Origin of the sequence: Achromobacter anxifer, assembly GCF_903652925.1 — a bacterium.
GTDB lineage: Bacteria > Pseudomonadota > Gammaproteobacteria > Burkholderiales > Burkholderiaceae_B > Achromobacter > Achromobacter anxifer.
Window position 1 is genome coordinate 176,213 of the sequence record NZ_CAHLAR010000002.1, and the last position, 25,693, is coordinate 201,905.

The following is a 25,693-nucleotide window of genomic DNA, read 5'->3' on the forward strand; positions in this document are numbered from 1 at the left end:
TGAATCATGCACACGCCCGACTGGGTGGCCCAGGGCCAACCCCATATCTGGCTCCCCTATGCCCAAATGAAGACGGCGACGCCGCCGCTGCCGGTGGTGCGCAGCCACGGCTGCCGGCTGGAGCTGGCCGACGGCCGCAGCCTGATCGACGGGGTGGCGTCCTGGTGGACGGCCTGCCACGGCTACAACCATCCGCACATCGCCCAGGCGGTGCGCGCGCAGCTGGACGCCATGCCGCACGTCATGTTCGGCGGCCTGACGCATGAGCCGGCGCTGAAGCTGGCGCGCCGCCTGGCCGCCATGCTGGGGCCGGGGCTGGACCGCGTCTTCTACACCGATTCCGGATCGGTGGCGGTGGAAGTCGCCATGAAGATGGCCCTGCAGTTCTGGCTGAACCGGGGCGAGCGGGGCCGCAGCCGGTTCCTGGCTTTCCGCGGCGGCTATCACGGCGACACCTTCGGCACCATGGCGGTCTGCGATCCGGACGAAGGCATGCACAGCCTGTACCGGGGCATGCTGGCGGAGCACGATATCGTCGACCTGCCGCGCAGCGAGGCGCAGTTGGCGGCGCTGGAGGCCCATCTGGAAGTCCACGGTTCGCGGCTGGCCGGCATCCTGGTCGAGCCGCTGGTGCAGGGCGCGGGCGGCATGCTGCTGCACGAGCCGGAAGTGCTGCGGCGCCTGCGCCGCCTGGCCGACCGGCACGGCCTGCTGCTGATCTTCGACGAGATCTTCACCGGCTTCGGTCGCACCGGCACCCTGTTCGCCTTCGAGCAGGCCGGCATCCGCCCCGACATCGTGACCTTGTCCAAGGCGCTGACCGGCGGCACCTTGCCGCTGGCCGCCACCGTGGCCAGCAGCCGGGTGTTCGAGGCCTTCTGGTCCGACGACCCGTCCCACGCGCTGATGCACGGTCCCACTTTCATGGGCAACGCGCTGGCCTGCGCCGCGGCCAATGCCTCGCTGGACCTGTTCGAAACCGAGCCGCGGCTGGCGCAGGCGCAGGCCATCTCGGTTGCGCTGGCGGCCGGGCTGGAACCGTGCCGCGAGCTGCCCTGGGTGCGCGACGTGCGGGTGCTGGGCGCGATCGGCGTGGTCGAGCTGGACGGCATTGCCGACCGCGAGGCCCTGAAGCGGCGCCTGGTGGAGGCCGGCGTCTGGGTGCGGCCGTTCGGCAACGTGGTCTACCTGACCCCGGCGCTGACGATTTCAGAGGACGAGCTGGCCAGCCTGATGCGGGCGGTGGTGGACGTGTTGAGGCGCGAGCGTCCCTGAGCCGCTGCAAAGCCGCGGATGCCGCCTTGATCCAGATCAAGGCGCGCCCGCGGCTTGCTGACTACCATCGGCGCATGCGAGCAAAATCGATCTTCGCCGTCCCGGCCAGCCTGTCCGCCGCCGACCGCCAGCAGCGCCGCCATGCGCTGGTGCGCCTGTCGCTGGCGTGGCTGGCGATGATGCAGGTGATGATGTTCGCGTGGCCCGGCTATCTGCGGCATGAAAGCATGCCCGCCGACGCCCTCGAAACCCTGGACTGGGCCATCGTGCTGATGAACTGGGCCAGCTTCGCGCTGACCGTGCCGGTGGTGGTCTATTCGGCCTGGCCGATCTGGCGCCACGCGGGCGACAACCTGCGCCATGGCCGCGCCGGCATGGACGTGCCGGTGGCCCTGGGCATCGTCGCCGCCTTCATTCCCAGCGTCCACGCCACCTATACCGGGCGGGGCGAGGTGTATTTCGATTCGGTCACGATGTTCGTGGCCTTCCTGTTGACCGCGCGCTACCTGGAACTGTGCGCCCGCCAGTCCTTCGGCGGGGCTGCCGGCGGACTGCGCCACGAGCGCGTCGAAGCGCAGCGCTTGGACCTGGGGGCGCGCGCCGACCGCCTGGCCTCGCGCTTCGTCATGGCGCAGGTGGCGCTGGCGCTGGCCGCCGCGGCTGCCTGGGCCTACATCGATCCCGCGCACAGCATTCCCGTGATGGTGGCGCTGCTGGTGATGAGCTGCCCCTGCGCCATGTCGATGGCGGTGCCCACCGCCATGGCCTCGGCCCATTCGGCGCTGGCCGCGCACCCCAACATGCCGGACGCCGCGCTGGACGAACTGCTGGGCGAGGCACGCCGCCGCGCGCGCCAGAACCTGTACGGCTCGCTGGTCTGGCATCTGCTGATGACGCCGCTGGCGCTGGTCGGCTGGGTCACGCCCTGGCTGGCCGCCATCACCATGCTGCTGTCCTCGCTGGCGGTGGCCTATAACTCGTGGCGCCTGTGCCGCCGCGACTGGTCCGGCGCGCCGGCGCCCGGCGCCGCGTTGGAAGCGGCGCAATGACCATTCTCTATCTCCTGCTGCCCTTGTCCCTGCTGTTCGTGCTGGCCATCGGCGTGTCGCTGTGGTGGGCCGTCTTCAACGGCCAGTACGACGACACCGACGACGCGGGCCAGGCCATCTTGCTCGACGACGACAGCGGCCCCGCCAGCCGCGGCTGAGCGCCGCGCGGATCCCTGCTTGATGTCACGCCGTGACGCGTTGCTTCCATGCCGCGTTCCCCTGCGTGTAACGAGATGCTTGATCCAGATCAACGCCGCCTTGAGTGACTAGTCCCATCATCGGAACCTGGAGCTATCTGTTACTTTGGGGGAAGGGCGATGAACGATTGCGCTGCAATCGCAAGCAAGGCCGACACCTTCAACTACAAGATCGTGAGGCAGTTCGCGCTCATGACGGTAGTGTGGGGCATCGTCGGCATGGCCGTGGGCGTTTTTCTCGCGGCGCAGCTGATCTGGCCGCAGCTGAACTTTGATATCGCATGGCTGAGCTACGGCCGCCTGCGTCCGCTGCACACCAACGCGGTGATTTTCGCGTTCGGCGGCAGCGCGTTGTTCGCCACGTCGTACTACGTGGTCCAGCGCACCTGTCAGGCGCGCCTGTTCTGCGACCGGCTGGCCGCTTTCACGTTCTGGGGCTGGCAGATCGTCATCGTCGCCGCCGCCATCACCTTGCCCATGGGTTTCACCAGCAGCAAGGAATACGCCGAACTGGAATGGCCCATCGACATCCTGATCACCCTGGTCTGGGTGGCCTACGCCATCGTGTTCTTCGGCACCATCATCAAGCGCCGCACCAAGCACATCTACGTGGCCAACTGGTTCTTCGGCTCGTACATCCTGACCATCGCCATCCTCCACATCTTCAACAACATCGAGATGCCGGTGTCGATGTGGAAGTCCTATTCCGCCTATGCCGGCGTGCAGGACGCCATGGTGCAGTGGTGGTACGGCCATAACGCGGTGGGCTTCTTCCTGACCACCAGCTTCCTGGGCATGATGTACTACTTCGTGCCCAAGCAGGCCGGCCGCCCCATCTATTCGTACCGCCTGTCCATCGTCCACTTCTGGGCGCTGGCCTTCACGTACATGTGGGCGGGCCCGCACCATCTGCTGTACACCTCGCTGCCCGACTGGACCCAGTCGCTGGGCATGACGTTCTCGCTGATCCTGCTGGCGCCGTCCTGGGGCGGCATGATCAACGGCATCATGACTCTGCAGGGCGCCTGGTACAAGCTGCGCACCGATCCGATCCTGAAGTTCATGGTGACGGCGCTGTCGTTCTACGGCATGTCGACCTTCGAAGGCTCGATGATGTCGATCCGCACCGTCAACGCGCTGTCGCACTACACGGACTGGACCATCGGCCACGTGCACTCGGGCGCGCTGGGCTGGGTCGCCATGATCTCCTTCGGCTCGCTCTACTACCTGATCCCGCGCCTCTATGGCCGCGAGAAGATGCATAGCGTCAAGGCCATTGAGCTGCACTTCTGGATCGCGACCATCGGCGTGGTGCTGTACATCGCCGCCATGTGGATCGCCGGCGTGCAGCAGGGCCTGATGTGGCGCGACACCGCCAGCGACGGCACCCTGGTCTACAGCTTCGTGGAAGAACTGAAGACGCGCGTTCCGTACTACCTGATCCGTTTGCTGGGCGGCACGCTGTTCCTGTCGGGTGTGTTCGTCATGGCCTGGAACGTGTGGATGACGGTGCGCGGCGCGCGCCCGGTCAACCCCGCCATTCCCCTGGACGATCCCCATGCCGCACGCCAGTCGGTCCCCGCGACCGCCGTGCCGGCCACTGTTTGACGAGGACATCATGGCCAACAAGCAACACGGCTTCTTTTCTCACGAGACGCTCGAGAAGAACATCGGCTGGATGATCATCGCCAGCATCCTGGTGGTGTCCTTCGCGGGCCTGGTCCAGATCGTTCCGCTGTTCTTCCAGCACAGCACGACCCAGGCCGTGGCCGGGGTCGAACCCTACAGCGCGCTGCGCCTGATGGGCCGCGACGTCTACATCCGCGAAGGCTGCGTCGGCTGCCACTCGCAGCAGGTGCGGGTGCTGGCCGCGGAAGTGCAACGCTACGGCCCGTACTCGGTGGCCGCGGAATCGGTCTTCGACCATCCCTTCCTGTGGGGCTCCAAGCGCACCGGTCCCGACCTGGCGCGCGTGGGCGAACGCTACTCCGACGACTGGCACCGCATCCACCTGCGCGATCCGCGCAAGGTGGTGCCGGAATCCAACATGCCGGCCTATCCCTGGCTGGAAAAGACGGTCATCACCGGCGAGAACGTGAGCGACCGCATGCGCGCCCTGCGCAAGCTGGGCGTGCCCTACTCGGACGAGGAAATCGCCGCGGCTCCCAAGGCCATCGAGGGCAAGACCGAGGAAGACGCGCTGGTCGCCTACCTGCAAGGGCTGGGCGTGGGCATGCGCAAGGCCAAGCAGGCCGAACAGGCGGAAGCGGCGAAGAAGGCTGCCCAGTCCGCGGCACAACCCGCAGCACAACCCGCCGCGCCCGCGGCCACGGGAGGCTGATCATGCTGGCCTACCTGAGCGCGATCGTCACGGCAATCTCGATGGCAACTTTTTTCGGCATCGTCTGGTGGGCCTGCTCGCGCGGCCGCCAGAGCGCCAACCGCGAATCGGCCATGCTGCCGTTCGCACTGCCCGATGAGTTCGGGCAGGGACAACAAGATGGAGCGAATCGGTCATGAGCGATTTCGTCAATGGCTTCTGGGGGTATTTCATCTCGATCGTCGCCGTGGGCGGCGTGGTCTGGTGCGTGTGGCTGCTGTACACGCAGCGCCGCTGGCTCAGCACCAAGCCGGCCAACGGCAAGGTCGAGGACACCGGCCACGTCTGGGACGGCGACCTGACCGAGCTGAACAACCCGGTGCCGGGCTGGTGGACCTGGATGTACCTGCTGGCCTGCGCCTTCGCGCTGGGCTACCTGTTCTTCATGCCGGGCTTGGGCGAGTACAAGGGCCAGTTGGGCTACAGCAGCGCCGAGGAAGTCGCCAAGCAGCAGGCCAAGATGGCCGAGGCCGTGCGTCCCATCTACGCGCGCTTTGAAACCATGGACATCCCGCAGATCGCGCAGGATCCGGGCGCCCGCGAAATCGGCCAGCGCCTGTTCCTGAACACCTGCGCGCAATGCCATGGCTCGGACGCCAAGGGCGGCCCCAGCTTTCCCAACCTGACCGACGGCGACTGGCTGCACGGCGGCACGCCCGAAGCCATCATGCAGACCATCACCCAGGGCCGCGTCGGCGTGATGCCGCCGTGGAAGGCCGCGATCGACGCCAAGACCGCCGGCGACATCGCCCAGTACGTGCGTTCGCTGTCGGGCCTGACGGCCGATCCGGTGCGCGTGTTCCGCGGCAAGCGCGAGTTCGCCAACTACTGCGTGGCCTGTCACGGCGTCGACGGCAAGGGCAACCAGGCGCTGGGCGCGCCCAACCTGACGGACGACATCTGGCTCTACGGCAGTTCGGAAGCCACCATCGTCAAGACCATTCTTGACGGCCGCGACAACCGCATGCCGGCGCATGGCGACATCCTGACCCCCGAGCAGATCAAGCTTCTGACGGCGTGGGTGTGGGGCCTGTCGAACAAGCCGGAGGCGGCCGCCGCCAAGCCGGCCGAGACAGCCGCGAAGTAAGGGCGGCGCTGAGCGTGAAGGGGGCCGCGCGCGACGTGGCCCCACATAACCAGACTTGAAGCAGGGAGCAGCAAATGGAAGATGGGTCAGCCGCAAGGGTCGGCACTACGCCTGACGGCGACCCGCCGCCCTGGCGGCCGCACGTGCGGCCGCCGCGTCCCGGGCAGGAGACCCTGGAACAGACGCTGGCGGGCGTGCGCAGCAAGATCTACCCGCGGTCCGTCAGCGGCATCTTCGCCCGCTGGCGCATCGCGTTCGTCTTTCTTACCCAGCTGATCTTCTACGGCCTGCCGTGGCTGCAATGGAACGGCCGCCAGGCCGTGCTGTTCGACCTGGGCGCGCGCAAGTTCTATCTGTTCGGCCTGGTGCTGTGGCCGCAGGACGTGGTGTACCTGGCCGTGCTGCTGGTGATCTCGGCGCTGGCGCTGTTCCTGTTCACGGCGGTGGCCGGGCGGCTGTTCTGCGGCTATGCCTGTCCGCAGACCGTCTATACCGAGATCTTCATGTGGATCGAACGCAAGGTCGAAGGCGACCGCGTGGCGCGCATCCGCCTGGACGAATCGCCCTGGACCTGGCGCAAGGCGCGCCTGAAGATCACCAAGCATTTCCTGTGGATCGCGCTGGCCTGGTGGACGGGTTCCACCTTCATCGGCTACTTCGCGCCGATCCGCGAGCTGGGTCATGAGCTGTTCACGCTGCAGCTCGGTCCCTGGCAGTGGTTCTGGATGCTGTTCTACGGCTTCGCCACCTGGGGCAACGCCGGCTTCATGCGCGAATCGGTGTGCAAGTACATGTGCCCGTACGCGCGCTTCCAGAGCGTGATGGTGGACCCGGACACCTTCGTCGTCACCTACGACAAGCGCCGCGGCGATCCGCGGGGCGGGCGTTCGCGCAAGGTCGACCACAAGGCCGCCGGGCTGGGCGACTGCGTCGATTGCAGCCTGTGCGTGCAGGTCTGTCCGACCGGCATCGACATCCGCGACGGCCTGCAATACATGTGCATAGGCTGCGGCGCCTGTATCGACGCCTGCGAACAGGTCATGGACAAGATGCAGTACGAGCCCGGGCTGATCCGCTACACCTCGGAACGCGCCATGCTGGATGGGCTGTCCACCAAGAGCGCGCGCTCGCACCTGCTGCGTCCGCGCGTGCTGATCTACGGCACGCTGATCCTGGGGCTGGCCATTGCTTTCGTAGCCTCGCTGGCAATGCGCAACCCCCTGCGGGTCGACGTGATCCGCGACCGTGGCGCGCTGGGGCGGGAAGTGGCGGGCGGCCAGATCGAGAACGTGTACCGCCTGCAATTGATCAATACCTCGGATACGCCGCTGCACCTGCGCCTGTCGGCGGAGGGCATGCCCGGCCTGGCCGTGCTGGCCGGACAGCAGGGTTCCGACACGGTCGAGGTGGAAGCCTCGGCCAACAAGCTGGTGCCGATGGTCATCCGCGCGCCTGCCGGCGCGCAGCCCGGCGCCCATGCCATCACGCTGCGCGCGCGCGGCCAGGACGGCGCGAACCGTCCGGTCGAGACCGACGAGGCCGCCAGTTTCTACGTACCCGACTGAGCACTGAAGAGGACAACTCCATGACCGCAGCCCAATCCGTCAAAGCCGTCAAGCCCTGGTACCGCGAACCCTGGCCCTGGATCCTCATGGCCGGCCCGTTCGCCGCCATGATCGGTTGCTTCATCACGATCTATTTCGCCTTCAGCAATTTCAGCAATCAGCCGATCCAGGAAGGCGTGGTCAAGCGCGGCCTGGTCATCGAGCAGGCCGCGCCCGGCGCCAATCCGTAACGGGGAGAACGACAGATGGGCTTGCGATCATTGATGTGGATCCTGTGGCCGTCCTTCATGGCGGCCGCGGCGGGGAGCGCGCTGATCTTCGCCCTGATCGATCCTCTGGACGTGGCGATCTTCGGGCACGTGCCTACCGGACGCACCGGCTTCTACACCGTGTCCTTCTTCGTGTTATGGGTGATGGCCGGGCTGTCCAGCACGCTGACCGCGTACCTGATGCCAAAGGCGGAAGAAAACGAGGATCTGTAGGATGGGTGCAGCGCGCAAGACTTCCGGCAGGACCCCGGAAGCTTCAACGCGCGTAACCCATCATGCGCCGCGCTGCTAGACCTTCTTCACGAACTCCGACTTCAGGCTCATTGCGCCGAAGCCGTCGATCTTGCAATCGATGTCGTGGTCGCCGTCGACCAGGCGGATGCCCTTGACCTTGGTGCCCATCTTGATCGTGCCGCCGGAGCCCTTCAGCTTCAGGTCCTTGATGACGGTGACGGTGTCGCCGTCCTGCAGCACGTTGCCGGCCGAATCGCGGTAGACCTTGCCCGCTTCCTCGGCAGGCTCGGCGGCCTGCATCGGCCATTCATGCGCGCATTCCGGGCAGACATAGGCGGCGCCGTCTTCGTAGGTGTATTCGGACTGGCACTTCGGACAGGCGGGCAATGCGCTCACGAGCGGACCTCAAATAAAAACAGCGCGCGATGCGCAACACGTGATTGTACTGCGCTGCAACATGCGTTTCGCCTCGGCGCGGGCCGTTTTTCCCCGTGTTTTGCGTGTTCTCAAACCGCATCGCCATGCAGCAGGCTCACGAAATGCCGCGCCGCCGCGGTCAGCGGCCGGTCCCTGGGCACGATGCTGCCGAAGGCCGTCAGGCTTTGCCGGATCTGGTAGGGCAGGATGGCCAGCAGGCCATGGGCCGCATAGCGGCTCGCCACCGATTCGGGAATCACGCCCAGCATCGTGGACTTCATCGCCAGGTTGGTGGTGGTCAGGATGGAGGCCGACTCGATCAGCCCCCTGGGCGTGCTGGCGTCGTGCGAGCGGAATTCGTGCTCGATGACCTCGCGCATCGGGCTGCCGTGAGGCTGCAACACCCAGGGATAGGCCAGCATGGCGTCGAAGCTCACGCGCTTGCGGCCGGCCAGCGGATGGTCCACCGCCGCGATCACGGACAGGGCCTCGTCGCCGATGGGACGGAACACGTACTGGCTGTCCGACGGCGTCAGCATGCGGCCGATCACCACGTCCAGCTTGCCTTCGTTCATGCGGTCCATCAGCAGGTCGCTGGTGCCGGTGGAGATCTCCACCGCCAGCAGCGGATAGGTTTCTTTCAGACGTAGCAGGGCGTCGGTCAGGTGGCCGGGCGAGGCCGCCATGATGCTGCCTATGAACAGCTTGCCCGCGCTGCCCAGGCGCAGCTCCTCCAGTTCGCGGGCCAGGGAAGAGACCGTCCCGCGCATGCCGCGGAAATACCCCATCACGCATTCGCCGGCGGCCGTCAGCGCCAGGCCGCGACCGACCCGTCCGAACAGCGGCTGGCCGATGGCCAGCTCCAGTTCGTGCAGCATCTTGCTGGCCGCGGACTGGGTCATGTTGAGCTGGCTGGCGGCGGCGCGCAGCGTGCCGCGTTCCTCGATCGCCAACAGCAGGACGATCTGCCGCATGCGCAGCCGGGCCAGCAGGGTGGGGACGTGGATCGCGCGTTCCATGATTGATCGCCTCAGGTGAACGATTGGTGCAAAAGTTTCATTTTACGGAAACGAAGCTTCTTTTTAAGATGGACCCACAAAAGATTGCCCATCCAGGGCAAGAAAACATCACCCAAGGAGACAACCATGAAGATTCGGCTATTGGCCGCGATGGCGGCCGGCGCGCTGAGCCTGGCGGCCCTGGCGCCGGCCCAGGCGCAAGGCGCCGACTGGCCCAACAAGCCCATGCGCCTGCTGGTGGGGTCCGCCCCGGGCGGGGGCACCGACGCCATGGCGCGGGCGGTGGCGGACAAGCTGGGCCCCTTGCTCAAGCAGACCGTGGTGGTCGAGAACAAGCCGGGCGCCTCCAATACCCTGGCGGCCGACCTGACCGCCAAGTCGACGGACGGCCACACCATGGTGATGGGCGTGTCGACCGCCCACGCCATCGCGCCGCATCTGCTGAAGCTGGGCTATGACAACGACCGTGATCTGTCGCCGGTGGTGTTCGTGGGCGCCGTGCCCAACATCCTGGTGGTCAACAACGACGTCCCCGCCAAATCGGTGCAGGAGCTGATCGCGCTGCTCAAGAGCAAGCCGGGCACCTACAACTTCGCCAGCAGCGGCTCTGGCAGCACCCAGCACATCGCCGCCGAGCTGTTCAAAGACGCCACCGGCGTCGAGATGATCCACATCCCGTACCGCGGCAGCGGCCCGGCGCTGGTGGACCTGATGGGCGGACAGGTCCAGATCGCGTTCGAGACCGCGTCCTCCGTCATTCCCCACATCAAGAGCGGCAAGGTGCGCGCGCTGGCCGTGCTGAGCGCCAAGCGCAACGCCCAGCTGCCCGACGTGCCGACCATGGCCGAGGCCGGCGTGCCCGGCGTGGAAATGAGCGCCTGGTACGGCATCTACATGCCCAGCGCCACGCCCGCCGCCAACCAGAAACGCATTCACGACGCCGTCAACGGCATCCTGGCCCTGCCCGACACCCAGGCCCGCCTGCAGGCGATCGGCGCCGACATCAACCCGATGAGCCAGGAGCAGTTTGCGCAGTTCCACAAGACCGAGAACCAGCGCTACGCCGCCGTCATCAAGAAGAACAACATTTCCGTGGAATGACCCTGACATGAGCACGCAGCAGAAACCCGTCATCGCCCTGACCCTGGGCGACCCCGCCGGCATCGGCGCCGAACTGATCGCCCGCCTGTTGGCCCGGGCCGAAGCCACGCAGCGCGCCAACATCGTGCTGGTGGGCGATGAGTGGCTGTGGCGCGAAGGCCAGCGGGTGGCGGGCGTGCAGGTTGCGACGCAAGCCGTGGACAGCATCGAGGCGGTGCGCGGCCGGCCGGACACCGGCGCGCCCGCCTGGCTGGCGATGGACACCATCGAGCCCGCCCAGGTGCATGTCGGCCAGGCCGAGGCGGCCGGCGGCGCGTCGGTGCTGCGGGTGCTCAATGCCTGCATGGACGCGGCGCGCGACGGCCATGTCGACGCCATCTGCTTCGCGCCCCTGAACAAGTACGCCATGAAGCTGGGCGGCCTGGGACACGACGACGAGCTGCACCACTTCGCGAAGTACCTGGGCGTGACCGGGTACTTCTGCGAATTCAACACGCTGGGCGATCTGTGGACCTCGCGCGTGTCCTCGCACATTCCATTGAAGAATGCCGCGGCGGCGCTCAGCATCGACGGCATCAAGGACGCGACCCGGCTGATCTACCGTTCGCTGCAGGCCAACGGCGTGGCCGAGCCGCGCGTGGCGGTGGCGGCCTTCAACCCGCATGGCGGCGACGGCGGCACCTGCGGCCGAGAAGAGGTCGACATCATCGCGCCGGCCGTGCGCCAGCTGAACGACGAAGGCCTGCCGGTGCAGGGGCCGTTCCCTGCCGACACCATTTTCCTGAAGGCGCAGGCAGGCGAGTTCCAGGCCATCGTCACCATGTACCACGACCAGGGCCAGATCGCGATCAAGCTGCTGGGCTTCTCGCGCGGGGTGACGGTGCAGGGCGGCCTGCCCATCCCCATCACCACGCCGGCGCATGGCACCGCCTACGACATCGCCGGCCAGGGCAAAGCCAATCTCGACGCCACCTGGCAGGCCTTCCTCATCGCCTGCCGCATGGGCCTGTCGCACCGCGCCGCGCACGCGCCAGCCGCCTGATCCGCCGCTTTCATTCCATACCCAAATTTCAAGCAGGAAATCCTCATGAAGATCAAATCCGTCCGCGCCCGCGTCTACGAATGGACCGGCAAGACCGTGCCGCCGCAGGGCAACTTCTGCTCCAATGCCATGGACCTGCTGTATTCCAAGCAGGAAACCATGAGCACGTTCCGCTTCCATGGCTGGACCGTGGTCGAGGTGGAGACGGACGACGGCATCGTGGGCCTGGGCAACGTGGCGCTGGCGCCGCGCGTGGCCAAGGCCATCATCGACCAGTACCTGGCTCCGCTGGTGATCGGGCAGGACCCCTGGGACTACGAATACCTGTGGCAGCGCATGTACCGGTCGACCCATGCCTGGGGCCGCAAGGGCGTGACCATGGCGGCGATCTCGGCGGTGGACCTGGCCATCTGGGACATCCTGGGCAAGTCGGTGAACAAGCCCGTCTTCAAGCTGCTGGGCGGCCGCACCAAGGAGAAGATCCCGGTCTACTACTCCAAGCTCTACCGCACCGACCTGAAGGCTATGCAGGAAGAGGCCCAGACCTATCTGGACCAAGGCTTCACGGCCTTCAAGATGCGTTTCGGCTATGGCCCGGCGCACCTGCAGAAGGGCGTGTCCGAGAATCTGAAGTCGGTCGAGGCGGTGCGCGAGGTGATCGGCTACGACACCGACCTGATGCTGGAATGCTATATGGGCTGGAACCTGGAATACGCCAAGCGCATCCTGCCCAAGCTGGAAAAGTTCGAGCCGCGCTGGCTGGAGGAGCCCGTCATCGCCGACGATATCGACGGCTATGCGGAACTGAACCAGCTGACCTCGATTCCGATCTCGGGCGGCGAACACGAGTTCTCGCTGTACGGCTTCAAGCAGCTGCTGGATCGCAAGGCGGTGTCGGTGGTGCAGTACGACACCAACCGCGTGGGCGGCATCACGGCCGCGCACAAGATCAACGCGCTGTGCGAGGCCTACAGCGTGCCGGTGGTGCCGCACGCCGGCCAGATGCACAACTACCACCTGACGATGAGCACGCTGGCCTCGCCCATGAGCGAGTACTTCCCGATGTTCGACGTGGAAGTCGGCAACGAGCTGTTCTATTACATCTTCGACGGCGAGCCGGTGGCCAAGGAAGGCTTCATCGACCTGGACGACAACAAGCCGGGGCTGGGCCTGACGCTGAAGACGGAATACCTCAAAGACTTCAACATCATCGAATGAACATGGCTACCTATCAGAACCCGCGCTATCGCGGCATATTCCCCGTCGTTCCCACCACCTTCACCGAGTCCGGCGAGCTGGACCTGCCCAGCCAGAAGCGCGCGGTGGATTTCATGATCGATTCGGGCGTCGACGGCCTTTGCATCCTGGCGAATTTTTCCGAGCAGTTCGTGCTGTCGGACGAGGAACGCGAGATCCTGACGCGGACCATTCTGGAGCACGTGGCTGGCCGCGTGCCGGTCATCGTGACGACCACGCATTTCAGTACCCAGGTCTGCGCCGCGCGCAGCCGCCGCGCGCAGGAGCAGGGCGCCGCGATGCTGATGATCATGCCGCCGTACCACGGCGCGACGATCCGCGTGTCCGAGGAACAGGTGACGGGCTTCTTCCAGCGCGTGTCGGACGCGGTGGACATCCCCATCATGATCCAGGACGCGCCGGTCGCGGGCACGCCGCTTTCGGCCGCGGCGTTGGCGCGGATGGCGCGCGAGATCGAGCACGTGGCCTACTTCAAGATCGAGACGGCAGGCGCGGCCAGCAAGCTGCGCGACCTGATCGCGCTGGGCGGCGAGGCCGTGGAAGGGCCCTGGGACGGCGAGGAGGCCATCACCCTGCTGCCCGACCTGGACGCCGGCGCCACCGGTTCCATGACGGGCGGCGGCTTCGCCGACGGCCTGCGGCCCATCATCGAGGCGCATCGCGCCGGCAAGCGCGACGAGGCCTACCGCCTGTACGAGCGCTGGCTTCCGCTGATCAATTATGAGAACCGGCAGGGCGGCATCCTCACGGCCAAGGCCCTGATGAAGGCCGGCGGCGTGATCGCCTGCGATGCGCCGCGCCACCCGTGGCCGGCCATGCGCGCGGAGGTCCGGCAGGGCCTGCTGGAGACTGCGGGCCGGCTGGACCCGCTGGTCCTGCGGTGGGGGCGTTGAGCAGGGACTGCTCAGCTCGCCAAACACACTGTTCCGTCACGCCGAACAAGCCCATCAGGCGTGACGGGTAAAATCCCTGGCTATCCATCCAGTCGGGGGCGAGTGTGCAGCCGGTCATTTCAGTTCAGGATCTATCCAAACGGTACGCTTCGGGATTCCAGGCGCTCAAGAGCGTGAACCTGGATATCCAGCGCGGCGAAATCTTCGCCCTGCTCGGACCCAACGGCGCGGGCAAGACCACGTTGATCAGCATCATCTGCGGCATCGTCAACCCCACCGCCGGCCGCGTGCTGGCCGACGGCCACGACATCGTCACGGAGTTCCGCGCGGCCCGCGCCAAGATCGGCTTGGTGCCCCAGGAGATCTCCACCGACGCGTTCGAAAGCGTCTGGAACACCGTCAACTTCAGCCGCGGCCTGTTCGGCAAGCCGACCGACCACGCCTACGTCGAGAAGGTGCTGCGCGACCTGTCGCTGTGGGACAAGAAGGACAGCCGCATCATGGCCCTGTCGGGCGGCATGAAGCGGCGCGTCATGATCGCCAAGGCCTTGTCGCACGAGCCCGCGATCCTGTTCCTGGACGAGCCCACCGCCGGCGTGGACGTGGAGCTGCGGCGCGGCATGTGGGAAATGGTGCGGCGGCTGCGCGAAAGCGGCGTCACCATCATCCTGACCACGCACTACATCGAGGAAGCCCAGGAAATGGCCGACCGCATCGGCGTGATCCGCAAGGGCGAGATCATCCTGGTCGAGGAAAAGCACACGCTCATGGCCAAGCTGGGCAAGCGCCAGCTGGCGCTGACCCTGAAGGCGCCGCTGCCCGGCATACCCACGGCGCTGGAAGGCTTCCAGCTGGAGCTGTCCGACAATGGCCACAAGCTGGTCTATACCTACGACAACCAGGGCGGCGGGGAAATCTCCCGGCTGCTGCACGAGCTCTCGCGGCTGGAGATCGAATTCACGGACCTGAATTCGTCGGAAAGTTCGCTTGAGGATATCTTTGTCAGCCTGGTGCACGGTCAATCATGAACTTCTACGCCATCCGCGCTATCTACCTGTTTGAAATGGCCCGCGCGTGGCGCACGCTGATGCAGAGCGTGCTGTCGCCCGTGATCTCCACCTCGCTGTATTTCGTGGTGTTCGGCTCCGCCATCGGCTCGCACATGGTCGAGATCGACGGCGTGAGCTACGGCGCCTTCATCGTGCCCGGCATGATCATGCTGTCGCTGCTGACGCAGAGCATCGCCAACGCGTCCTTCGGCATCTACATGCCGCGCTTCTCGGGCACCATCTACGAGATCCACTCGGCGCCCATCTCCTACGTGGAGATCGTCATGGGCTATGTGGGCGCCGCCGCCAGCAAGTCCATCATCCTGGGGCTCATCATGCTGGCCACGGCGCGGCTCTTCGTCTCGTTCGAGATCGCACACCCTTTCTGGATGCTGGGTTTCCTGGTGTTGACGGCGGTGACCTTCAGCCTGTTCGGCTTCATCATCGGCATCTGGGCCGATGGCTTTGAAAAGCTGCAGATCATCCCGCTGATGATCATCACGCCGCTGACCTTCCTGGGCGGCACCTTCTATTCCATCAAGATGCTGCCGCCGTTCTGGCAGACCGCCACGCTGTTCAACCCGGTGGTCTACCTGGTCAGCGGGTTCCGCTGGGCCTTCTACGGCGTGGCGGACGTGAGCGTCGGCGTCAGCGTGAGCATGACGCTGGTGTTCCTGCTGGCCTGCCTGGTCGGCGTGCGCTGGATCTTCAAGACCGGTTATCGCTTGAAGACCTGAGGCTTGAAGACCTGCGGCTTGAAAACCCGAGGCCGCCGGCGCTGGGCCGGCGGCCGTTCAGGATTGCGCCGTGGGCGCGCGGCGCGCCAGGCCCTCGTGGGCGTCGAGCAGCCGCTCGCGCCAGGCATGGACGGGGTCGTCCTCGGCCAGCAGCTCCAGCGCGCTGGTGCAGCGCGCCCACATGAACATGCCAAACACCGCATAGTCGGCATAGGCGGGTTCCGCACCCGCCAGATAGGGCTGCTTGCCCAGCATCTGCCGCAGGGGCAGCAGCGCGGCGCGTAGCGCCGCGATCTGATCCTCGTAGCCCGCGGGCAGGTCTTCCAGTTTGCCGAAGCGCTTTTCCCGCGTGGCGCGGAAATACTCGCGGTCCTTGTCGTGGATCAAGCCATGGATGCTGGGCAGCAGCAGCCGCGCCAGCGTGGGCACCAGCGTGGTGTCGGCCCATGAGTTCACGAACAGGCTCAGCGCGCGGCCGCTGGCGCCGCCGAACAGCGAGGGCCGCTCGGGGAAGGTGTCTTCCAGGTAGTTGGCGATTTGCCAGGAATCGCTGACCACGTGCGCGCCATGCACCAGCACCGGCACCAGCTTCTGGCCGGAGAAGTCTATGGCTTCCTTTTCGGTGAAGCGCCAGGGCACGGTAGTGGCGGCCAGTCCCTTGTGGGCCAGCGCCATGTGGGTCTTCCAGCAATGCGGGCTGAAGCGCAGCGACGCGTCGGCGCCGGCCAGGTCATAGAGAGTGAGTTCCGGGGTCAAGATACCGCGCTCCTTCTACGTGTCGGTGAGGGTCACGGCCACAGGATAACCGGTCCCCTTATCTCCAGACCATCTTGAGCAGCGCCGCGGACAGATACAGGCCGCAGCCGAACAGCGCGTGCGTCGCCAGGCTGCGCAGGCGGTTCTTCCAGGGCGTGGGCGTGCGGGACGCGGCGATCCCGGCGCCCATGGCGGGCTGCATCAGGAAAAACGGCATGACCACGGTCGCCAGGCCCACGGCCAGCGCGGGCAGCCAGGTGGGATCGCGCAGCCACGCCACGCCCTCGATGGCGACCAGCAGCGCCGCGAAAACGAGGCCCACGGCGTAGTGGATCGTCCACCCCAGCGGCGATTCGCCAGGGATCGGCTCGGCCCGGCCGATCTGCTCGTGCGCGAACTTGCCGCGGCACAGATGTCCTGCCCACCGGCCGACCAGCGCGTACCCCAGCGTGGGCATGCCCAGGGCCTTCTGGATCATGCCCCAGACATCCATCACGATCGTCGCGCCGATCCCGACCGCCATCACTTTTGCCGCCACTTCCATCGATACCATGTCCTGTCCTTCCATTGAGGAAACCATCGTTTGTGGGCATGATAGAAGTTGAAGTCAACTTCAAGTCAAGAGGTGCAAGATGGATATCTCGGAAGTCGCCCGGCGCACGGGCCTGCCGGCCTCCACGCTGCGGTTCTACGAGAACAAGGGCTTGATCAGCGCGGTCAGCGCGGCTGGCGAGCGCCGCCGCTTTGCCCCCGGGGTGCTGGATCAGCTGGCGCTGATCGCCCTGGGGCAGGCCGGGGGGCTGTCGCTGGACGAGATCCAGGCGATGCTGTCTCCCGAGGGCGCGCTGCGGGTGGACAGGCAGTTGCTGCTGGACAAGGCCGACAGCATAGACGCGACCATCAAGCGGCTGCGCGCCATGAGCCAGGGCCTGCGCCACGCGGCGGTATGTCCCGCCGCCAACCATGCGCAATGCCCGACTTTCCAGCGCCTGCTCAAGGCCGCCGCCGGCAGGGTGAAGCAGGGCAGGGCGGCAGGCGGCAGGCAAAAAAACGCCATCCGTTCATAGCGAACGGATGGCGCCAGGGCTAGCTCTCGGAGAGCCTTACTTCGTTGCGGGCGCGCCCTTGCCCATGTTCATCAGGCGCTGCTTGAGCTGAGGATCCTGTTGCACGGCCTGGCCGATGCCATTGAATTCCTCGACGCTCAGGCCGTCGGCCTGCACCAGCTTCACCATCTTGGCGTCGGCTTCCTCGACGACCTTCTGCTTGGCTTCGTCAGTCTTGGCGGCGTCGACCTTGGGGCGGTATTCGTCGACCACGCCGGAAATCTTTTGCGATGCCGACGCGAAGCGCTGCAATTGCTGGTCGGTCGGCTTGATCGCGGGCGGGGGCGCCATGCGCGGTTGAGCCTGCGTCTGGCCTTGCGGCTGGCTGGCCTGCTGTGCAAGGGCGGGGGCACCGGACAGCGCCGTCGCCAGTACGGCGGCGGACAGGAATGCGTAAGTGGAACGCTGCATGAAACCTCCTTGTTCCGGTTGAATGTCGGACCATGATGACGATCCGGCCGCCGGTGGGGCAAGTTTCGCGATGTGTTTTCCTGTGTCGGCGCGCCACGGCAGGCTGGCGCGGCCCGGGAGGGAGTCCCCCCGGGCGCGCCGGAAACGTTTTGCGCGGTTTCGTAGTCGCTGCTGGCCGCGATGTTTCCTTAGGTTTTTTACGGGACGGGTTGCCGCGCCTGTCTGGCGCGGAGCAGCCCCGCGCTGGCCCTAGATGAGCAGCATGCTCAGCATCACCAGCGCCAGCAGCAGCACGTAGACGCGGGCATGCAGGCGATCGGGAATGCGCGGGATCAGCGGCGCGGCCAGGCGGATGCCCGCCAGCGAGCCCAGCGCCAGCGCGGCGAAGGCCAGCAGGTCCACGTAGCCGACGATCCACGGCGCCAGGGGCTCGGACAGGCCCGCGGCGGCCGCCATGTAGGCCAGCGTCCCCACCACCGCCACGGGCAGCGTCAGCGGATTGGCCATCGCTGCCGCCTTGGCCATGGGCAGGCCGCGGCGGCGCAGCAGCGGCACCGTCATGACGCTGCCGCCCACGCCCAGGAAGGTCGCGATCGCGCCGATGGCCACGCCGCCGCCCACCAGGACGCCTCCTCCAAGGGGACGGGGCCGCTCATCTCCTTGCGCCATGAAACCCTGGCGCAGCAGGCAGTCCAGGATGGTCACGCCCAGGTAGGCGATGAAGGCATAGCGCACCAGCTCGCCGCTGGCGCGGGTGGCGGCCAGCGCGCCCAGCGCAGCGCCAACGGCGATGAAGCCGGCCAGGGGCCAGACATAGGCGCGCAGGATGTTGCCGGCGCGCTGGTGCTTGCGCGTGGCCGCCACGGAATTCACGATCATGACGCAGGTGGAGGTGGCCACCGCGATGTGCATGGCCGACAGGCCGATGGCGTCGTGCGCGCCGTGCGCGGCCGTCAACACCGCGTACAGCACGGGCACCACGACAAACCCGCCGCCGAAACCGAACAGCACGGTCGTCACGCCGCTCAAGCAGCCGAAAAAGGCCAGAACCAGGTAAAGCATGCCGCGTCCTTCCAAGGGGAAAGCGTCCACGATACGGCCCAGCCGCTTGGCCCGCTTTCGAGGATGAGACAATAATGTTCGAGTTTCGGCCAACCGCCACGCCACCCGAGCGTCATGCGCAATACCCACATCGACCGCTACGACCACCTGGACCGCGCCGTCGTCGCCATCGGCAACGACTATGCGCGCGGACGGCTGCTGCCGATGCATTCGCATCGGCGCGCCCAATTGCTGTACGGCGCCACGGGCGTCATGCATGTGGTCACGCGCGACGGCAACTGGGTGGTGCCGCCGCAGCGCGCGGTGTGGATACCGGCGGGCGTGGCGCACCAGGTGCGCATGCTGGGCGTCAGCACGCGCAGCGCCTACATCGAGCCCGGCGCGGCGCGCGCGGACCGCGCCGCCTGCGAGGTAATCGAGGTATCGCCGCTGCTGCGGCAACTGCTGCTGGACGCGGTGGACATGCCGGCCGACTACGATCCTGCGGGCCGCGACGGCGCGCTGGCGGCCTTGCTGCTGCACGAAGTCGAACGCGCGCCGGTGCTGCCGCTGCACATTCCGCTGCCGCGCGACAAGCGCCTGGCGCCGCTGTGCAAGGCCTTCATCGCCGCGCCCGACGCGCGCGCCGCGCCGCAGGCCTGGGCCGAGCGCCTGCACATGAGCCCGCGCACCTTCAGCCGCCATTTCCGCCAACAGACAGGCATGGCCTTTTCCGAATGGCGCCAGCGCGCCTGCGTGGTGTTGGCCTTGGCGCGGCTGGCCTCGGGCGATTCGGTGACCTCCATCGCGCTGGATTTCGGCTATCAGAGTCCGGCGGCCTTTTCCACGATGTTCCGGCGGGTGCTGGGCCGCCCGCCGACGGAGTATCTGCATCCATGACCATGACGAGTACGAGCAAGCCTTTATCCATCGGTATCGCCGGCGCGGGCAGCGCCGGCCTGGCCACCGCGCTGGCGCTGGCGCAGGCCGGCCACCGGGTGCGGGTCTTTGAAAAGCACCAGGGTTTCACGACGCAGGGCGCGGGGTTGCTGTTGCAGCCGCCTGGAGTGCGCGCGCTGGCCGCGCTGGGCGTGGACGTGGCGGCGCTGAACGTGGGCGCGCCGATCGACCGCCTGCTGGGCCTGTCGCATCGCGGCTGGCGGGTCGTGGACATCGACTACGTTGGCGACGGCGCGCGGGCGGTGACGCGGGCGGCCCTGGGCGGGGTGCTGTTCGAGGCCGCGCGGCGCGCGGGCGCGGAGTTCTCGTTCGGCTGCCCGGTGGCGACGCTGGAGACCCTCGAGGGCAGGGCGCACGTGACCCATGGCGCGGACGACGCCCGGGCCGAATCCAGTTTCGACGTGTTCGTGGTGGCCGATGGCGCGGCGTCGGCGCTGCGCGAGCAGGTCGGGCTGGCGGCGCGTTCGCGGGCCTACGCCTGGGGCGCGCTGTGGGGCCAGTTCTGGACGCCCGGCTGGACGGGCGCGACCCAGCTGCTGCAGCGTTTCCGCGGCACCCGCGAAATGATGGGCCTGCTGCCTACCGAGCTTGGCCCGCAGGGCGTGCGCCTGTCGCTGTTCTGGAGCATCCGGCATGACGCCTTGCCGGCTTGGCGCGAGGCCCCCATCGCGGCCTGGAAGGACCGCATGCTGTCCCTGTGGCCCGAGGCCGCGCCCGTGGTCGCCCAGATTTCGCGCCACGAGGATCTGGCGGTGGCGACCTACCGGCACACCTGGCCGCGCGGACTGGCTGCGGGACCTTATTGCGCGGTCGGCGACGCCGGCCATGCCATGAGTCCGCAATTGGGGCTGGGCACGACGCTGGCCGTGCTGGATGCGCTGGCCCTGGCGCGGGCGCTGCGCCAGCATGGCGCCGTCGAAGGGCCGGCGCGCTATGCGCGCAGCCGGCTGCTGCCCTCGCGCATGTACCAGACGCTGAGCCGCGCGCTGACGCCGTGTTTCCAGGCTTCGGGACCGGGGCTGTGGCGCGACCTGCTGTTCGGCGGCAGCCTGCTGGTGCCGGGCATGAAGGCGGTGATGAAGCGCGGCCTGCTGGCCATGCCGCAACCGGGCGGAAGCGGGCGCGGTTGATGCGCGGCTGCTGCGCTCAGGCGGGGGATTTCATGTCGCATACTTCGGGCCGCATGCAGTCTGACTGCATGCGTCTGACTGCATACGTCAGGCCCCATACCTCAGGCCGCGTACCAGAGCACCGCGAAGAAATGGCAGGCCGTGCCAGCCAGCACGAACAGATGCCAGACGAAGTGGCTATAGCGCCAGCGGTTGTCTAGCACGAAGAACACCACGCCGCCCGTATAGGCCAGCCCGCCCGCCACCAGCCACCACAGGCCGCCGGTGGGCACGCGTTCGATCAGCGGGTTGACCGCGATGATCACCAGCCAGCCCATGGCGAGGTACAGGCCGGTTGAAATGGCGGGCCGGTTGAGACGCTTGCTGGCCTTCAGCCCCACGCCCAGCAGGGCCATGCCCCAGACCAGGCCGAACAGGGTCCAGCCCCAGGGACCGCGCAGGGCGCCCAGGGCGAAAGGCGTGTAGGTGCCCGCGATCAGCAGATAGATGGCGGAATGGTCCAGCACGTTGAAGAGCTGCTTGGCGCGGCTCTTGGGCAGGGCGTGATAGATGGTGGAGGCCAGGTACAGCAGGCACATCGTCGCGGCGAAGACCGCGGCGCCCGCGATGAAGGCGGCATCGCCCTGGCGCACAGCGGCCAGGATCAGGATGGGGGCGGAGGCCACGGCGGCCGTGGCGCCGACGCCGTGGCTGATGGCATTGGCGATTTCCTCGCCCAGGGTCTGGGGTCTGTCGTTGGGGAACATGAATGCGTCTTGGTTGGATCAGGTCTACACCTTAGGCGCTTTGGCGCGCAGGCTCAAGCTCGCGCAGCCTGCGGTCGCGGCCGATGCGCATCGGCTTGATCTACTGCAAATGGCGCCTCGCGCCATGCGGCTGAAAACGTTGCGGCGAAGTTACTCTGTGATACATTCTGCGCGCAAGCAAACAAGGGTTTACTGGCCGAGGCCTAGCAATGGCGCGCAGTTTTACCAACCTGTTTTTCAAGGCCGCAAAAAAGATCGGCAAGCTGCAGCGTGCCGCGATGCGCATGGCCGCTCCCAAGGCCGCGAAAAAGCGCGCCGCGCCCAAGCGCAATGCCGCCAAATCCGCCACGGCCTCCGCTACTCGCGGCGCGGCTGCCGGCCAGTCGCTGGGCGTGGGGCGTTGGGAAGCCTCCCGGCAATTTTCCGACAGCCAGGGCCGCCGCCTTACCTACGCCCGCTACACGCCCGTCACGCCGTCGCGCGAGGGCATGCCGCTGGTGGTTATGCTGCACGGCTGCCGCCAGACCGCGCTGTCTTTCGCCCGCGGCACGCGCATGAACCAATGGGCTGACGCCGGCGGTTTCATGGTGCTGTATCCGCAGCAGTCCATGACCCGGCAGGTGCAGCGCTGCTGGCGCTGGTTCCAGCCTGATGACGAGCATGGCGGCGCGGAAGCCGACCTGATCGCGGCCCTGATCCGCGCCGAGTGTGCGCGGTATTCGCTGGATCCCGAGCGGGTCTACATCGCGGGGCTGTCGGCCGGGGCCGGCATGGCCGCCCTGGTGGCCTTGCGCCATCCGCGGCTGATCGCTGCGGCGGCCATGCATTCCGGCCCGGTGGCGGGCGACGCCCATAGCGCCACGGGCGGCATAGGCACCATGCGGCGCGGCGCGCTCAAGCCGCTGCTGCCCTTGCTGGAGCGGGTCGCGGACCCGGCGGTGTTCCGGCTGGGCATGCCCGCCATCATTCTCCAGGGGCAGCTGGACCCGACCGTGGCGCCGCGCAATGCCAGGCAGTTGTTCGAACAGTTCCGGGCGGTGAATGACCTGCCGCCGGAGAGTGTGCCGGTCGAGCGCGTGCTGGGGTTGGGCACGGACAAGTCCTACCGGCGGGTGGACATGCTGCGCGGCAACCGGACCGTGCTGCGGCTGTGCGAGATCACGCTGGTGGAACACGCCTGGAGCGGCGGCGATGCGTCCGTGCGGTATCACGCGCGCGGCGGTCCGGACGCGTCGGCGCTGATCTGGCGCTTCTTCCAGACGCAGCGCCGGGTGGCGCGGCAGTAAGATCAGCCTATCCCCGGCGCGCCGGCGCATCGAGCGCGGGCCGCCTAGTTCCTGTGCGGAGCCCACGCCATGTCACTTTCCATGTACCAGGCCAGCGTGCCTGCCTTCATCCGCGGCCTGAATGTGTTGGCCGTCCTGCTGCAAAAGGCCGCCGATCATGCCCAGTCCGCGGGCATGGACCCGGCTGAACTCATCAATGCCCGGCTGGCGCCGGACATGTATCCGCTGAGCGGCCAGGTCCAGCGCGCCAGCGACGCGTCCAAGTTCGCGGTGCAGCGCCTGTCGCGGGTGGAAGCGCCCAAGTTCCCGGACGAAGAAACCACCTTCGAGCAATTGCAGCAGCGCGTCGCCGCCACCATCGCCTACTTGCAGACCGTGGCGGCGGACAAGCTGGACGGCGCCGAAAGCCGCAAGATCACGCTGGCATTCGGTGACTTCAAGCCGGAGTTCCGCGGCGACGACTACCTGCTGACGTTCGCGCTGCCGAACTTCTACTTCCACGTCACCACGGCCTACGACATCCTGCGCCACGCAGGCGTGAAGATCGGCAAGCTGGACTTCCTGGGACCGTACCCGCAGCCAGCCGCCGCCTGACGCCTGCGCGGCGCGGCCGTCAGGCCGGCTTCTTGGACGGGTCGCCGCAGCCTTCCATCGGGCCCATCTTCGCCATGTTTTCCTGGACTTCGGCGGGCGTCAGGTCGAACTTGTGCGTGGCGATAGACCAGCGGTGGCCGCAAGGGTCCACCACCTGGCCGTAGCGGTCGCCCCAGAACATGTCCGCCACGGGCATGGTCACCTGGGCGCCGGCCGCCACGGCCTGCTTCATGGCCGCGTCCACGTCGTTCACGTACAGGTGCAGGGTGACGGGCGTGCCTTTCAGGGCCTTGGGGCCCAGGCTGCCCCACTCGGGGAAATCGTCCATCAGCATCATGACGGAATCGCCGATGCGGATGGCGGCATGCATGATCTTGCCGTTGGGGCCGGGCAACCGGGCCAGTTCCTCGGCGTTGAAGGCCTTCTTGTAGAAGGCGATGGCCTCCGCCGCGCCTTCGCACACGATATGCGGGGTGAGGGTGTGCATGCCTTCGGGGATGGGTTTGCTTGCAGGGTTTGCCATGCTTGTCTCCAGATTGATCCGTTAAAAAAACGAGCGGGGGAAATCTCCCCCGCCGCCTCAGTTGCCTACCAGCGTGGTGAAGCCGCCCCAGCACATGCGCTTGATGTCGAACACGTCCTCGCAGCCCGGTGAGGCCAGGCGCGGATCCGCCATGACCTTCGCGTTGATGCGGTCACGCTCCGCCTTGCTGGCGTAGGTGATCCAGGCGAACACCACGGTTTCCCCCTCGCGCGCGCTGGCGGCGGCGCTGAACGAGCCCGCGCCTTCGTTGTCTATGTCTTGCGCCACGCATTCGCGATAGTCCAGCGCGCCGTGTTCGAGCCAGACCGTCTGTGCCGTCTGCGCCATCTTCCTGTAGGCCTCGATATTGGCCTTGGGCACCGGCAGCAGGAAACCATCCACATACTTTTCCATCAGTAACTCCTTTGATCCACGTTGTTCTGTTCCACGCCAGGAAGCCCGCAAGCCGCCTCCGGCGCAGTCCCGGATCTCATTCCGGTAAGTGTCACTGTATCGGGATCGGCCGCGCTTTCAGATAGGCAATTGCGACAATCTAGAGGGTGGATTGCGACAGCTGGCAGGCGTATGCTTTGCAGGATGAAAAACGTCGCGTTCCTGCTCCCCCTGGGGGCCAATATCGCCTCGCTGGAAACTGCCCGGCATGGCTTCCTGGTCGCCAACGAATACCTGGCCGCCCACGGGCGCGAGCCCCGGTTCACGGTGCGCACCATGGCCCTGACCCGCGAAGTCCGCCTGGACGAAGGCCGCATCACCGTGCAGGCCGACATGGTCCTGGCCGATGCGCACGACATCGATATCTGCATCGCGCCGCCGTTGCTGGGCTCGGTGTCCGACGCCGTGCTGTCCAACCGCGAACTGATCGAATGGCTGTCGCAGCATCACCGCAATGGCGGCGAGGTCGCCAGCCTGTGCATGGGCGCGGCGCTGTTGGCCGCGGGCGGAGTGCTGGACGGGCAGCAGGCGGTGGTCCACTGGGTGGCGCAGAATCTCTACGCCAGCCTGTTTCCCAGCGTGGAGTGGGTCAGCGACCGCATCGTCATGGCGGACAACGGCATCTACACCAGCGGCGGCGCGTTTTCCGCCGCGCATCTGGTGCTGCACCTGATCGAAAAGTACACCGACCGCGATACCGCCATCTGGTGCGCCAAGTACTTCCAGCTCGACTGGAGCCGCCAGAGCCAGTTGCCGTTCTCGGTGTTCGTGGGCCAGAAGGCGCATGCCGATGAAGTGGTGCGCGCGGTGCAGGACTACATCGAAGGCCGCTACACGGAAAAGATCACGGTCGAGGAGCTGGCCGACCGCCACGCCATGGGCCGGCGCACCCTGGAGCGGCGTTTCCGCCAGGCCACGGGCAACAGCATCGTGGAGTACGTGCAGCGGGTGCGGGTGGAAGCCGCCAAGAAGCGGCTGGAGACTTCGCGCAAGAGCGTGGCGGAAGTCATGTACGAGGTCGGCTACAACGACACCAAGGCTTTCCGGGACATCTTCAACAAGTATTGCGGCATGTCGCCGGTGGGCTACCGGGAACGCTACCACTTCCAGTAGGCG

General features: G+C 66.9%; 31 protein-coding genes. 22 read left to right on the plus strand and 9 right to left on the minus strand.

The window, feature by feature from the left end:
- Positions 1 to 6: 6 nt before the first annotated feature.
- From HWY37_RS06005 to HWY37_RS06050, 10 genes are all read left to right on the plus strand, one after another.
- Positions 7 to 1,275 (plus strand): adenosylmethionine--8-amino-7-oxononanoate transaminase, encoded by a 1,269-nt coding sequence (locus tag HWY37_RS06005; RefSeq protein ID WP_175210695.1) that lies wholly within the window; start codon positions 7 to 9, stop codon positions 1,273 to 1,275.
- A 74-nt stretch (positions 1,276 to 1,349) separates the two neighbouring features.
- Positions 1,350 to 2,324: a P-type ATPase actuator domain-containing protein gene (locus HWY37_RS06010; protein WP_176088126.1), complete on the plus strand. Its 975-nt coding sequence runs from the start codon at positions 1,350 to 1,352 to the stop codon at positions 2,322 to 2,324.
- Positions 2,321 to 2,482 (plus strand): cbb3-type cytochrome oxidase assembly protein CcoS, encoded by a 162-nt coding sequence (gene ccoS / locus HWY37_RS06015; RefSeq protein WP_175210700.1) that lies wholly within the window; start codon positions 2,321 to 2,323, stop codon positions 2,480 to 2,482. Before HWY37_RS06010 ends, ccoS begins: the two co-directional genes overlap by 4 nt.
- 159 nt (positions 2,483 to 2,641) lie before the next feature.
- Positions 2,642 to 4,129 carry a cytochrome-c oxidase, cbb3-type subunit I gene (ccoN, locus tag HWY37_RS06020; protein WP_176088127.1) on the plus strand — a complete coding sequence of 496 codons (1,488 nt, stop codon included), beginning with the start codon at positions 2,642 to 2,644 and terminating at the stop codon, positions 4,127 to 4,129.
- Between the two features lie 10 nt (positions 4,130 to 4,139).
- The gene (gene ccoO, locus HWY37_RS06025; protein ID WP_175210704.1) at positions 4,140 to 4,862 is read left to right on the plus strand and encodes a cytochrome-c oxidase, cbb3-type subunit II; all 723 of its coding nucleotides are present in this window, start codon (positions 4,140 to 4,142) and stop codon (positions 4,860 to 4,862) included.
- A 2-nt stretch (positions 4,863 to 4,864) separates the two neighbouring features.
- Positions 4,865 to 5,041 (plus strand): cbb3-type cytochrome oxidase subunit 3, encoded by a 177-nt coding sequence (locus tag HWY37_RS06030; protein WP_175210706.1) that lies wholly within the window; start codon positions 4,865 to 4,867, stop codon positions 5,039 to 5,041.
- A complete protein-coding gene (gene ccoP, locus HWY37_RS06035; protein ID WP_176088128.1) occupies positions 5,038 to 5,988 on the plus strand; it encodes a cytochrome-c oxidase, cbb3-type subunit III in 951 nt (316 codons plus the stop codon). The genes HWY37_RS06030 and ccoP overlap by 4 nt, the downstream gene beginning before the upstream one ends.
- Before the next feature lie 74 nt (positions 5,989 to 6,062).
- Positions 6,063 to 7,553: a cytochrome c oxidase accessory protein CcoG gene (gene ccoG, locus HWY37_RS06040; RefSeq protein WP_176088129.1), complete on the plus strand. Its 1,491-nt coding sequence runs from the start codon at positions 6,063 to 6,065 to the stop codon at positions 7,551 to 7,553.
- A 20-nt stretch (positions 7,554 to 7,573) separates the two neighbouring features.
- Entirely contained in the window at positions 7,574 to 7,783 is a 210-nt protein-coding gene (locus HWY37_RS06045) for a FixH family protein (protein WP_175210712.1), read from the plus strand.
- A gap of 15 nt (positions 7,784 to 7,798) precedes the next feature.
- Positions 7,799 to 8,035 (plus strand): hypothetical protein, encoded by a 237-nt coding sequence (locus HWY37_RS06050; protein WP_176088130.1) that lies wholly within the window; start codon positions 7,799 to 7,801, stop codon positions 8,033 to 8,035.
- 75 nt (positions 8,036 to 8,110) lie between these two features.
- On the opposite strand, the gene HWY37_RS06055 is transcribed toward HWY37_RS06050, so the two are convergent.
- Both HWY37_RS06055 and HWY37_RS06060 read right to left on the minus strand, forming a co-directional pair.
- On the minus strand, positions 8,111 to 8,452 hold the full coding sequence (locus HWY37_RS06055) for a zinc ribbon domain-containing protein YjdM (RefSeq protein WP_175210715.1): 342 nt from the start codon (positions 8,450 to 8,452) through the stop codon (positions 8,111 to 8,113).
- A 110-nt stretch (positions 8,453 to 8,562) separates the two neighbouring features.
- The gene (locus HWY37_RS06060) at positions 8,563 to 9,492 is read right to left on the minus strand and encodes a LysR family transcriptional regulator (RefSeq protein WP_175210717.1); all 930 of its coding nucleotides are present in this window, start codon (positions 9,490 to 9,492) and stop codon (positions 8,563 to 8,565) included.
- 126 nt (positions 9,493 to 9,618) lie between these two features.
- Here HWY37_RS06060 and HWY37_RS06065 point away from each other — a divergent pair, with 126 nt between their 5' ends.
- The 6 genes from HWY37_RS06065 (at position 9,619) to HWY37_RS06090 (ending at position 15,571) form a co-directional block, all read left to right on the plus strand.
- A complete protein-coding gene (locus tag HWY37_RS06065) occupies positions 9,619 to 10,593 on the plus strand; it encodes a Bug family tripartite tricarboxylate transporter substrate binding protein (RefSeq protein WP_175210719.1) in 975 nt (324 codons plus the stop codon).
- Between the two features lie 7 nt (positions 10,594 to 10,600).
- Positions 10,601 to 11,635 carry a 4-hydroxythreonine-4-phosphate dehydrogenase PdxA gene (locus HWY37_RS06070; RefSeq protein ID WP_176088131.1) on the plus strand — a complete coding sequence of 345 codons (1,035 nt, stop codon included), beginning with the start codon at positions 10,601 to 10,603 and terminating at the stop codon, positions 11,633 to 11,635.
- A gap of 45 nt (positions 11,636 to 11,680) precedes the next feature.
- Positions 11,681 to 12,853: an L-rhamnonate dehydratase gene (locus tag HWY37_RS06075; protein WP_175210724.1), complete on the plus strand. Its 1,173-nt coding sequence runs from the start codon at positions 11,681 to 11,683 to the stop codon at positions 12,851 to 12,853.
- Between the two features lie 2 nt (positions 12,854 to 12,855).
- The gene (locus tag HWY37_RS06080) at positions 12,856 to 13,785 is read left to right on the plus strand and encodes a dihydrodipicolinate synthase family protein (protein WP_175210726.1); all 930 of its coding nucleotides are present in this window, start codon (positions 12,856 to 12,858) and stop codon (positions 13,783 to 13,785) included.
- A 104-nt stretch (positions 13,786 to 13,889) separates the two neighbouring features.
- Positions 13,890 to 14,813 carry an ABC transporter ATP-binding protein gene (locus HWY37_RS06085; RefSeq protein ID WP_175210728.1) on the plus strand — a complete coding sequence of 308 codons (924 nt, stop codon included), beginning with the start codon at positions 13,890 to 13,892 and terminating at the stop codon, positions 14,811 to 14,813.
- Positions 14,810 to 15,571: an ABC transporter permease gene (locus tag HWY37_RS06090; protein WP_176088132.1), complete on the plus strand. Its 762-nt coding sequence runs from the start codon at positions 14,810 to 14,812 to the stop codon at positions 15,569 to 15,571. Before HWY37_RS06085 ends, HWY37_RS06090 begins: the two co-directional genes overlap by 4 nt.
- Before the next feature lie 57 nt (positions 15,572 to 15,628).
- Here the strand turns inward: HWY37_RS06090 and HWY37_RS06095 are convergent, their stop codons facing one another.
- Both HWY37_RS06095 and HWY37_RS06100 read right to left on the minus strand, forming a co-directional pair.
- Positions 15,629 to 16,327, minus strand: coding sequence for a glutathione S-transferase family protein (locus HWY37_RS06095; protein ID WP_176088133.1), 699 nt, complete (start codon positions 16,325 to 16,327; stop codon positions 15,629 to 15,631).
- Positions 16,328 to 16,385: 58 nt separating this feature from the next.
- Positions 16,386 to 16,880, minus strand: a complete 495-nt coding sequence (locus HWY37_RS06100; RefSeq protein WP_175210734.1) for a DUF2938 domain-containing protein — start codon at positions 16,878 to 16,880, stop codon at positions 16,386 to 16,388.
- 79 nt (positions 16,881 to 16,959) lie between these two features.
- Between HWY37_RS06100 and HWY37_RS06105 the strand changes: the two genes are divergently transcribed.
- Positions 16,960 to 17,394, plus strand: coding sequence for a helix-turn-helix domain-containing protein (locus HWY37_RS06105; RefSeq protein WP_176088134.1), 435 nt, complete (start codon positions 16,960 to 16,962; stop codon positions 17,392 to 17,394).
- Between the two features lie 36 nt (positions 17,395 to 17,430).
- Here HWY37_RS06105 and HWY37_RS06110 read toward each other — a convergent pair whose 3' ends face one another.
- Positions 17,431 to 17,844 carry a DUF4168 domain-containing protein gene (locus tag HWY37_RS06110; protein ID WP_176088135.1) on the minus strand — a complete coding sequence of 138 codons (414 nt, stop codon included), beginning with the start codon at positions 17,842 to 17,844 and terminating at the stop codon, positions 17,431 to 17,433.
- 249 nt (positions 17,845 to 18,093) lie between these two features.
- Positions 18,094 to 18,906 (minus strand): sulfite exporter TauE/SafE family protein, encoded by an 813-nt coding sequence (locus HWY37_RS06115; RefSeq protein WP_176088136.1) that lies wholly within the window; start codon positions 18,904 to 18,906, stop codon positions 18,094 to 18,096.
- Positions 18,907 to 19,020: 114 nt separating this feature from the next.
- Between HWY37_RS06115 and HWY37_RS06120 the strand changes: the two genes are divergently transcribed.
- Together HWY37_RS06120 and HWY37_RS06125 are read left to right on the plus strand one after the other, a co-directional pair.
- Positions 19,021 to 19,785, plus strand: coding sequence for an AraC family transcriptional regulator (locus HWY37_RS06120; RefSeq protein WP_176088137.1), 765 nt, complete (start codon positions 19,021 to 19,023; stop codon positions 19,783 to 19,785).
- Positions 19,786 to 19,787: 2 nt separating this feature from the next.
- Positions 19,788 to 20,975: an FAD-dependent oxidoreductase gene (locus HWY37_RS06125; protein WP_176088480.1), complete on the plus strand. Its 1,188-nt coding sequence runs from the start codon at positions 19,788 to 19,790 to the stop codon at positions 20,973 to 20,975.
- A gap of 101 nt (positions 20,976 to 21,076) precedes the next feature.
- Here HWY37_RS06125 and trhA read toward each other — a convergent pair whose 3' ends face one another.
- A complete protein-coding gene (gene trhA / locus HWY37_RS06130; RefSeq protein WP_176088138.1) occupies positions 21,077 to 21,721 on the minus strand; it encodes a PAQR family membrane homeostasis protein TrhA in 645 nt (214 codons plus the stop codon).
- Positions 21,722 to 21,930: 209 nt separating this feature from the next.
- Here trhA and HWY37_RS06135 point away from each other — a divergent pair, with 209 nt between their 5' ends.
- Entirely contained in the window at positions 21,931 to 23,007 is a 1,077-nt protein-coding gene (locus HWY37_RS06135) for an extracellular catalytic domain type 1 short-chain-length polyhydroxyalkanoate depolymerase (RefSeq protein WP_175210747.1), read from the plus strand.
- A gap of 69 nt (positions 23,008 to 23,076) precedes the next feature.
- Positions 23,077 to 23,601: a DUF1993 domain-containing protein gene (locus HWY37_RS06140; RefSeq protein ID WP_176088139.1), complete on the plus strand. Its 525-nt coding sequence runs from the start codon at positions 23,077 to 23,079 to the stop codon at positions 23,599 to 23,601.
- A 19-nt stretch (positions 23,602 to 23,620) separates the two neighbouring features.
- Here the strand turns inward: HWY37_RS06140 and HWY37_RS06145 are convergent, their stop codons facing one another.
- Together HWY37_RS06145 and HWY37_RS06150 are read right to left on the minus strand one after the other, a co-directional pair.
- Entirely contained in the window at positions 23,621 to 24,124 is a 504-nt protein-coding gene (locus HWY37_RS06145; protein ID WP_175210749.1) for a VOC family protein, read from the minus strand.
- Positions 24,125 to 24,181: 57 nt separating this feature from the next.
- Entirely contained in the window at positions 24,182 to 24,538 is a 357-nt protein-coding gene (locus HWY37_RS06150; protein WP_175210750.1) for a DUF1428 domain-containing protein, read from the minus strand.
- A 171-nt stretch (positions 24,539 to 24,709) separates the two neighbouring features.
- On the opposite strand from HWY37_RS06150, the gene HWY37_RS06155 reads away from it, so the two are divergent.
- Positions 24,710 to 25,690 carry a GlxA family transcriptional regulator gene (locus HWY37_RS06155; RefSeq protein ID WP_175210751.1) on the plus strand — a complete coding sequence of 327 codons (981 nt, stop codon included), beginning with the start codon at positions 24,710 to 24,712 and terminating at the stop codon, positions 25,688 to 25,690.
- Positions 25,691 to 25,693 lie beyond the last annotated feature (3 nt).